Annotated in this window: 9 protein-coding genes; 6 read left to right on the top strand and 3 right to left on the bottom strand. The window is 66.0% G+C overall.

Annotation, left to right across the window (positions count from 1 at the left end):
- Positions 1-15: 15 nt before the first annotated feature.
- From CH256_RS01445 to CH256_RS01460, 4 genes are read left to right on the top strand one after another with little or no spacing between them, the layout of a single operon-like run.
- Complete coding sequence (locus CH256_RS01445; RefSeq protein ID WP_094639009.1) at positions 16-1,152, top strand: C40 family peptidase; 1,137 nt, start codon at positions 16-18, stop codon at positions 1,150-1,152.
- Entirely contained in the window at positions 1,149-1,502 is a 354-nt protein-coding gene (locus CH256_RS01450; protein WP_094668684.1) for a hypothetical protein, read from the top strand. Before CH256_RS01445 ends, CH256_RS01450 begins: the two co-directional genes overlap by 4 nt.
- Positions 1,499-1,813, top strand: coding sequence for a YbaB/EbfC family nucleoid-associated protein (locus tag CH256_RS01455; RefSeq protein WP_094639011.1), 315 nt, complete (start codon positions 1,499-1,501; stop codon positions 1,811-1,813). The genes CH256_RS01450 and CH256_RS01455 overlap by 4 nt, the downstream gene beginning before the upstream one ends.
- A 15-nt stretch (positions 1,814-1,828) precedes the next feature.
- Positions 1,829-3,097 carry a primosomal protein gene (locus CH256_RS01460; protein ID WP_094639012.1) on the top strand — a complete coding sequence of 423 codons (1,269 nt, stop codon included), beginning with the start codon at positions 1,829-1,831 and terminating at the stop codon, positions 3,095-3,097.
- Positions 3,098-3,118: 21 nt separating this feature from the next.
- Here CH256_RS01460 and CH256_RS01465 read toward each other — a convergent pair whose 3' ends face one another.
- Positions 3,119-4,243: an adenosine deaminase gene (locus CH256_RS01465; protein WP_094668685.1), complete on the bottom strand. Its 1,125-nt coding sequence runs from the start codon at positions 4,241-4,243 to the stop codon at positions 3,119-3,121.
- 244 nt (positions 4,244-4,487) lie between these two features.
- Here CH256_RS01465 and CH256_RS01470 point away from each other — a divergent pair, with 244 nt between their 5' ends.
- Together CH256_RS01470 and CH256_RS01475 are read left to right on the top strand one after the other, a co-directional pair.
- Positions 4,488-5,993, top strand: coding sequence for an APC family permease (locus CH256_RS01470; protein WP_068051657.1), 1,506 nt, complete (start codon positions 4,488-4,490; stop codon positions 5,991-5,993).
- A 17-nt stretch (positions 5,994-6,010) separates the two neighbouring features.
- Positions 6,011-6,865 carry a universal stress protein gene (locus CH256_RS01475; RefSeq protein ID WP_094668686.1) on the top strand — a complete coding sequence of 285 codons (855 nt, stop codon included), beginning with the start codon at positions 6,011-6,013 and terminating at the stop codon, positions 6,863-6,865.
- A gap of 72 nt (positions 6,866-6,937) precedes the next feature.
- On the opposite strand, the gene CH256_RS01480 is transcribed toward CH256_RS01475, so the two are convergent.
- Together CH256_RS01480 and CH256_RS01485 are read right to left on the bottom strand one after the other, a co-directional pair.
- On the bottom strand, positions 6,938-8,359 hold the full coding sequence (locus CH256_RS01480) for an NAD(P)/FAD-dependent oxidoreductase (RefSeq protein ID WP_094668687.1): 1,422 nt from the start codon (positions 8,357-8,359) through the stop codon (positions 6,938-6,940).
- On the bottom strand, positions 8,356-9,366 hold a 1,011-nt coding region (locus CH256_RS01485), incomplete at its 5' end, for an aldehyde dehydrogenase family protein (RefSeq protein WP_094668688.1). The genes CH256_RS01480 and CH256_RS01485, both read right to left, overlap by 4 nt.

The following is a 9,366-nucleotide window of genomic DNA, read 5'->3' on the forward strand; positions in this document are numbered from 1 at the left end:
GAGCGGTAAGCGCCGATGATCGATCTGCTGGCCCGTCCCATCGTCGATCTGCTCGGAGCCTTCGGCAACGGGGCGCTCCCCACCGGCGGTCCGGCCGACGTACTGCGCGTGTCCTCGGCAGCGATCGAGGCGGCCCAGGGAATCGGCAGGGTCGCGATCACCGAGCTCGCGGCGAACTGGAACGGTGACGCCGCCGACGCGGCCATTCGGTACGCCGAGAACGCTCATACGAGCGCACTTGCCCTCGCCGACCACGCCGACGACATCGCTGCCGTGGTCGACCAGGCCTGCCGCGACACCAATCGAGGCTTTCTCGAACTGCAGTCGATCGTGCACTCGTTCGTGGGAATCGCACTGTCGGCCGGACCGATCATCGCCACCCCGCCGGGGCAGACCATGCTGATCACGGCGGCCATCGAACACCTCGAACGAGCGCTCGTGGTCGTGGCGCGCGTGCGGGGCGAGTTGGCCGTCCACACCGCGAAAGTCGGCGAACTGGCCGCTCCCCCGACAGTTCCCGGCCCCGTCGGCGGCGGACCGACATCGTCCCCCGGCTCACCCTCGAATCTCATGACCTCGCCCGCGACATCACAGGTGATCGAAGCAGGCGAGAAGCTGGCGAAGACGTTCGCGCAGTCCGTCTCCTCCCCCGCCGCCGGAGCCGAGTCACCGAGCAGCGGTGTCGGTGGCGGCGGTGCCCATAACTACCTGGGCAATCCGGGCACCGATCCCTACCGAACCCCAGACAGCACCGGCCGGGGAGTCGAGATCCGGCTACCGGACGGCAGTACCGTCACCGCACCCAACGCCGAAGCCGCAGGTGCCGTCCGTAGCGCACTGACCCAACAGGGCGTGCCCTACGCGTGGGGCGGCACCACGCCGGGCAGCGGACTCGACTGCAGCGGATTGACCCAGTGGGCGTACGCACAGCAGGGCGTCGAGATTCCGCGTCTGGCACAGGAACAGGACATCGGCTCCGCCGTGGCACCGGGTGAGGTGATGCCCGGTGACCTCGCCGTCTGGGACGGACACGTGGCCATGGTGATCGGCAACGGTCAGCTCGTCGAGGCAGGCGACCCGGTGCAGGTGGGGCCGATCAGAACGACCAACAGCGGTATGGGCTTCAAGGGCTTCTACCGTCCGACCGAATGAAGGGCCGGCCAGTGACGGACTCGGACATCACCGTCGTCAGCGCCGTATCGGGAACACGATCGGGATCGGTGACGGTCCGCGCCACCGAACACGGACTGCCGATCGGGATCGCGATCGACGAACGCGAACTGCGCTACGGCGGAGGCGCTTTGGCGTCGACGATTCTCGAGCACTGTGTACGGGCGAGTGCGGCCGCACGAGCTCAGCGACGCACCCTCCTCGCCGAGGACGGCGTTCCCACCGAGGTTCTGAATCGTCTCGGTCTGCCCACCCGTGCCCGAGTCGCCGCCGAAGCGAACGAGCATCTCGCAGAGGACTCCGCACCCACGAGTTGGTTGAAGCAGGTATGACCCACGCCCACACCACCGAACTCGACGCTCTGGTCGGCAGCGCCCAGCACCGGCTGGACGCACTTCGCGAAACGCACGAGCGACTGGACCGCATCAGAATTCGACTCACCTCGCCGGACGATCTGGTGACCGTCGTCGTCGATGGGTCCGGCGCCCTGGTCGAGCTCGAACTCGCCGAGAACCTCGGATCGGTTGCCGCTCATGCACTCGCGTCGACGATCACCGTCGTCGCTGCCGACGCTGCACGTGCGGCGCTCGACCAGCGCGAGGCGATCCTGCAAAGTCTGCAGGGTTCGTTCACAGACTCCTGAGATAGGCTTCGCGCCATGGCTGGAGACATCATCCCGATCGAACTCGGTCTCACCGCCGGTGACTTCTCGACACTGTGGGCACCGGAGTGGCGAGAAGGCGACGACGAGTGGGAGGCATTCCTCGGACACGAGGAAGACCTGTACGGATTCTCGACCGTCGCAGAGCTCGCGGCATTCGTCAGATCCGACGACGACAACGACCTCGTCGACCATCCGTCGTGGAAGGTGGTCTCCGCACTCGCCGCACACGAACTCGAGCCCGACGATCTGCACCGCTTCGATCTGGTCGCCGTGCCGGAGTTGGTGGCCTCCGATCCCGACGCCGACGTTCTCGCCGAACTGCAGGCCACCTTCGACATCGTCTCCTCCATCGGCGATGTCTGCGAACTGCGAGCTGTCACAAGCTTTTTCGGATCCAACCCTTTCGTCGGGGCAGTCGGCGGAGGCGTCGAGAACTTCCTCGGTCGTGAGGGCAGTGAACTGTGGGACCGCATCGGTGCAGCGGTCGCCAAGCACTGGGACGACGTGCTCGACGCGGTCGACTCCATCGTCACCTCCCCCGATGTCGACTCCGCTGCCGTTGCCGTCGCCGAAGCCGAGATCACCGCAGCCGCCGAGAACGCCGTCGACGCCGATGACGTCACGGACGACATCGACTCCGATTCGGACGACGACGACGAAGACGACGACTCCGCCGAGGTGGATCGCGATCCGATCGCCGCAGCCGCGGCCGAAGATACCTTCTGGACCACCGTCGGCATCGACCCGATTCGCATCATCACCTCGGACGACACGCTCTACACCCTGCGGTGCTACCTCGGCGACAAGCCGGTGTTCCTCGGTCGCGGCGGTGCCATCAGCGTCTTCGGTTCCGAGCGTTCGTTGGCCCGCTACCTGGCCGACGATCACGATCACGATCTGGCACAGGTCAGCACCTACTCCGATGTTCAGACCGCCGCCATCGACGGCTCCCTCGACATCGAGATCACCGACGACAACGTGTACGTCCTGCCCGGCCTGGCCGACGATCTCGCCGAAGGGCCCACCGCGGTGGACGTCGACCAGTTGGATCTGGCCGTCGAATTGTTCACCGACGCCGCAGATTTCGCCGGAGACGCTTCCGTCGACGAAGCACTCGCCACGTCCACGCCACTGGGTTGGTACGTCTCGTACGCCCTCGAGCCCAGTCCCGACCGGCTCGCGCCGAGCGCACCGTTCGACGTCGAGGCCGAAGCGTGGCGCGCCCTCGAGCGCGAGTTCGAGAGCCGACTGCGCAAGAAGTAGCCGGCCCCCGGGTCTGGTCGATCAGCCGATCAGCACCGCGTAACCCGGCTTGATGACGTCGTCGATCAGCGCCAGCCGCTCGTCGAACGGCAGGAACGCCGACTTCATCGCGTTGATGGTGAATCGCTCGAGATCGCTCCAGCCGTAGCCGAAGGTCTCGACGAGCTTGACCATCTCTCGACTCATCGACGTATCGCTCATCAAGCGGTTGTCGGTGTTGACGGTGACCCGGAATCGCAATCGGGCAAGCAGATCGAACGGGTGGGTCGCCAACGACTCGACGGCACCGGTTTGGACGTTCGAGCTCGGGCACAGTTCCAGGGGCATCCGTGTGTCGCGGACGTAGGCGGCGAGCAGGCCGAGCTCGGGTGTGCCGTCGGCGTCGGTGGTGATGTCGTCGGTGATCCGAACCCCGTGACCGAGCCTGTCGGTGCCGCAGAACGCCACTGCTTCCTGGATCGACGGCAGACCGAACGCTTCTCCCGCGTGAATGGTGAAGTGCGCGTTGCTCGCTCGCATGTATTCGAAGGCGTCGAGGTGGCGACTGGGAGGGAAGCCCGCTTCGGCACCGGCGATGTCGAAGCCCACGACGCCGCGGTCACGGAACCGGACCGTCAGTTCGGCGATTTCCCGCGAACGCGCCGCGTGCCGCATCGCGGTGAGCAAGGTGCCGATCGTGATGTTCTTGCCGCGCACCTTGGCCGCGGAGATCCCTGCCTCGAAGCCGGCGAGCGTGTGGGTGACGACCTCGTCGAGAGTCAGTCCGCGCTCGAGGTGCTGTTCCGGCGCGAAGCGCACCTCGGCGTACACGACGCCGTCGTCGGCCAGATCCTCGGCGCATTCGCGCGCCACCCGGAACAGTCCTTCGGGAGTCTGCATCACGGCAACGGTGTGCGCGAACGTCTCGAGGTACCGCACGAGCGAGCCGCTGTCCGCCGCGTCGCGGAACCACTCGCCCAACGCTTCGCCGTCGGTGGCGGGAAGATCGTCGTACCCGCATTCGTCGGCCAGTTCCAACACGGTCTGCGGGCGGAGTCCGCCGTCGAGGTGATCGTGCAGCAACGCCTTGGGAGCCGTACTGATCGACGCGAGATCGAGTGGCGCACTGCCACCGATCGAGGACTGAGTGTTCTCCGCGGTGCTCATGTGACGACGGTAGCGTGCGGCTCGCACGCACGCGCGTCTGTCATCACCACTCGGCGAGTCCGCGGATTCCCCCGAACTTCGCCGCTTCTGCGACCTATTTCGTTGCATTGTTACTCCAATGAAAACAATTCCGTCGATACACAGCGGATCTGCGACGGAAATCGTAGTGTTCAGCACACACGCGCGGCCGATTCTGTCGGGTCCCCTCCGACGTCCTCGGTCGTCTCGAACCTCGGAGAGATCTATGTCCACTGTGGAACCGCCGAACACCCTTCCGGGTAAAGGACTCAACACCGGCGCTCTCGGGCTGGTCGGCAACATCGTCATCGGCTTGTCGGCGGTGGCCCCGGCCTACAGCCTCGCCGCGACCCTCGGTTACGTGGTTCTGGCCGTCGGCGACAAAGCGCCCTCGATGTTCCTCATCGCCTTCGTTCCGATGCTGCTCACCGCCTTCGCCTACCGCGAACTCGGGCGTGACACACCGGACTGCGGCACGTCGTTCACCTGGGGTACCAAGGCATTCGGGCCCTGGGTCGGTTGGATGGCCGGGTGGGGGCTGGCCGTCTCGGCGATCATCGTGCTGGCCAACGTCGCCGAGATCGCTGCCATCTATCTGTTCGAGTTCCTGGGACTGTCCGGGTTGGCGGAGTCGACCGCGGCCAAGGTCGCCCTCGGTTCGTTCTTCATCGTCTCGATGACCTATGTCAGCTTTCGCGGCATCCTCATCAGCGAACGCATGCAGAACGTGTTGCTGGTCGTGCAGTTCGGGGTGCTCATCGGAGTGTCGGTGACTGCTCTGGTCAAGGTGGGTACCGGGACCGCGGGACCGCAAGCCATCACGCCCCAGTGGAGCTGGTTGGTTCCCACCGGAGTGACGATGTCCGACGCGGCCCAGGCCATCATCCTGTGCATCTTCATCTATTGGGGATGGGACGCCTGCCTTGCCGTCGGCGAGGAAACGAAGGATTCGGAGAAGACTCCGGGACGCGCCGCGGTGATCACCACGCTCATTCTCGTGGCCACCTACGTGCTCGTCGGCTACGCCGTGCAGTCGTTCGCCGGGTTCGGCGACACCGGCATCGGCCTGAACAACCCGGACAACGTCGACGATGTGCTCACCATTCTCGGCGATCCGGTCGCGGGTTCGATCGTCGCGTCGCTGCTACTGCTGACCGTCTCCATCTCGGCACTGTCCTCCACGCAGACGACCATTCTGCCCACGGCCCGCGGAACATTGTCGATGGCCGTGTACGAAGCGATCCCCAAGCGGTTCGCCAGCGTGCACCCCAAGTACATGACGCCCGGCTTCGGCACGCTCGTGATGGGTGCCGCGGCGCTGATGTTCTATCTGGTGCTCACTTTCGTCAGCGCCAACGCGCTGCAGGATTCGGTGGCATCACTCGGGCTCGCGGTCGCGTTCTACTACGGCATCACCGCGTACGCGTGCGCCTGGTACTTCCGTCGCACACTGTTCTCGTCCGTCCGAAACCTGTTCATGCGCGGGATCTTTCCGCTCCTCGGCGGGCTGTCGATGACGTGGGCGTTCGTGCAGAGCGCGGTCGACATGATCAAGCCCGACTACGGTTACACCGTCTACGGTCCGATCGGCGGTGTGTTCGTCCTCGGCGTCGGCATGCTGGTACTCGGAATTCCGCTCATGCTGCTGTGCTTCGTGGGCAACAAGGACTTCTTCCAGGGCAAGACACTCACCGCGTCCACCGAAGTCAAGGTTCCGGACACTTACCAGTAGAGAAGGACACCCCATTCATGAAGATCACCGTCGGCTATCTCGCCACTCCCAGCGGCGACGACGGCGTAGCCCTGGCCACCGCCCTCGCCCGCGCCCTCGACGCGTCCATCGACATCGTGCTGGTCATGGCCGTGGACGAACCGGTCATGGAAGGCAGTGGACCGTATCGAAAAGTTCTCGCGGCCAAGGCCGAGGGCTGGGTGGCCGACGCGGCCGCCCAGGTGCCGTCGGGCATCGAGGTGACCACGCACGTGCTCTCGCACGAGTCCTTCGCCCGTGCCCTGATCGACTTCGCGGTGCAGACCGATGCGGACATGATCGTCGTGGGCGGAGCCGGCGACGGCTTGCTGAATCGGCATTCCGTCGGTTCGGTTGCCGGCCAGCTCCTGCATGCGTCGGAGGTGCCGCTGGCACTCGCACCTCGGGGCTACCGGCTCTCGAACGCACCGATCACCGACCTCACCGTCGCCGTCCCCACCCGGGCCTCTGCCCCGAATCCGTTGCCGTTCGCGATCACTCTCGCCAGCGCCGCGCACGTGCCTCTTCGGTTGGTGTCGCTGGTCTCGCTCGAGCCGACCGGGGCCCCGAGCGACGAGACCTCACTGGACACGCGTCGCCGACAGGTCGCTGCGGCGCAGGACAATCTCGAGCTCGCCGTACGCACTCTCCCCGATATCGACGGTCTGGAATCGATCGTCGCCGATGGATCGTCGCTGGACGAGGCCATGGGCAACCTCGATTGGAAGCCGGGCGATGTGCTGTTCCTCGGCTCGAGTCGATTGGCCACTCCCAAGCGGGTGTTTCTCGGTTCCAGTGCGGCGAAGATTCTGCGTGCCGCCCCGGTGCCGGTGATCGTCGTTCCGCACGATTAGAGCGGCTTCGCCGCACGTGAGCAGAAGCTCGTAGCAGAGGTCGAGTTTCCGTGCACGTGCGGCGCAGCCGCTCTAACTGTCGAAGCCCAGACCGAGCGCGTCCATGCCCTTGAGCCACAGGCCGCGTTTTCCGCCGTTGCGGTCGGCTCGGGCGAATGCCGCGCGGGTGATGTTGATCCCGATCGACTTGAGGGGCTCGGGCGGGAACGGCAACGGCATGCTGCGCACCATCTTCAGGCGTGTTCGTTCGGTGTCCTTGCCGTCGAGTAGGTCGAGGGCGGTGCGGGCACCGAAGTGCGACGCGCCGACGCCGAGGCCGGTGAACCCGGCAACCGAGGCCACCCGTCCGTTCATACCGAGATCCCAGAAGGCGCTGAACCGCGAGCACGTGTCGATCGATCCGCCCCAGGCGTGGGTGGCGCGGATTCCCTCGAGGCTCGGGAACATCTGCAGCAGGTGTTCGGCGAGCAAAGCGAACTCTTCGGGATGTTGGGTTCGGCGTGGGTCGGTGTCGCCACCGTAGAAGTAGTGCGCATCCCACCCGCCGAACAGGATGCGGTTGTCGGCCGTCAACCGGAAGTAGTGGAATCTGTTGCCGGAGTCGGCCAATCCTTCTCGGCCGGACCAGCCGATGTCGGCGAGCTGCGCCGACGTCAGTGGTTCGGTCATGATCACGTAGTCCCACACCGGGACGATCCAGTGACGGAGTTTGCGGCGCAACGATTTCGATGCCGAAGTGGCCAGCAGCACCTTGCCGGCCTCGATGGTGCCGTAACCCGTCTTCACTCGAATACCTGTGCCAGACTTGCCGATCGACATCGCCCGAGTGTTCTCGTGAATGCGAACGCCGAGCGACTCGGCCGCGTCGGCCAGGCCCCAGGCGAGTTTGGCGGGGTCGATCATCGCGACATCGGGGTCGAACAGTGCACCGCGCGCCATCGGTGAGGTGATCCTGGACTGCACTGCAGCGGCGTCGAGGTATTCCATCGGCTGCGCCAGTCGCCTCCCCTCGTCGCCGAGCTCCCGTAGGTCGTCCACCTGCCAGTCGAAATTGGCGATGTCGAGCTCGCCGGTGCGTTCGATGTCGGCGTCGATGCCGTACTTCATCGCAGTCGCGCAGATCGCGTCGAGCGTCTCGGTGCCCATCCGCAGCAGTTCCGGTAGTTCGTCGGCGTAGCGGTCGAGTCCGTTGCCCAGTCCGTGCGTCAGGCTGGCCGCACAGAAGCCGCCGTTGCGTCCGGTTGCGCCCTCGGCGATGCGGTCGCCTTCGAGCAGCACGATCGATCGGTTCGGGTTCTCCTCTGCCGCCTGCAGAGCCGCCCACAGTCCGGTGAATCCGCCGCCGACGATCACCAGATCCGCTGCAGTCGAACCGGTGTGCCGAGTGCGTGGTGCCGGGCGTTCGGGACGATCGAGCCAGTAGGACTCCGGTGCCGCGCCGGCCACCATGGTCACGCCGCGGTCGGTGGGTGTGGTTGCCCACGGTGCGTTCATCGGGCATCTCCCTGCGTTGCAGCGTCGACGGACGCGAAGACCGTTCGGTGCCAGGGCTTTCGGGCCACACCGGTGATGTCGGTCATGACGTGCTTGACGGTGAGGTACTCGTCGAGCGAGTAGCTGGACATGTCCTTGCCGAAACCCGAGGCCCCGAATCCGCCGTGTGGCATCTCGCTGATGATCGGGATGTGGTCGTTGATCCATACACAGCCGGCGGCGATCTCCCGCGTCGCTCGGCCCGCGCGGTACAGGTCGCGGGTCCACGCCGAGGCAGCGAGTCCGAACTCGGTGTCGTTGGCACGTCGGATCGCGTCGTCGTCCCCGTGATGCTTGGACACGGTGAGCACCGGACCGAACACCTCGTCGCGATAGATCTCGTCCTGCTCACCGACATCGGCGATCAGGGTGGGCGGGTAGAAAGCGCCTCGCCCCTCGGGGACACGGCCTCCGGTCACCACCCTGGCACCCGCGTCGCGGGCCCGATCCACCATCGCAGCCACCCGATCTCGGTGCGCGACGGAGATCAACGATCCCATGTCGGTTGCCGGATCCCTCGGGTCTCCCACGACGACGCGACCCATCAACTCGGCGACTCCGGCGACGAAGTCCTCGTACAGGGATTCGGCGACGATGGCGCGGGTGGCCGCCGTGCAGTCCTGGCCGCCGTTGATCAACGATCCCGCGACGGCACCGTGAATGGCTGCGTCGAGGTCGGCGTCGCCGAACACCACCAGCGGCGCCTTGCCACCGAGCTCGAGCTGCACCCGCGTGCCGTGCGCGGCGGCCTGCGCCATGACGCGCCTGCCGACGGGAGTGGAACCGGTGAACGTCATCAGGTCCAGTCCGGCATGGGAGGAAAGAGCGACTCCGGCGTCCACTCCGGTTCCGGTGACGACGTTGAACACCCCGTCGGGCACGCCTGCCTCGGTGGCCAAGCGCGCCAGCCGCAGGGTGGTCAGCGGCGTGAGTTCACTGGGCTTGAGCACGATGGAACACCCGGCCGC

The sequence above is a fragment of the Rhodococcus sp. 05-2254-6 genome (assembly GCF_002258565.1).
In the GTDB taxonomy this organism is placed as follows: Bacteria; Actinomycetota; Actinomycetes; order Mycobacteriales; family Mycobacteriaceae; genus Rhodococcoides.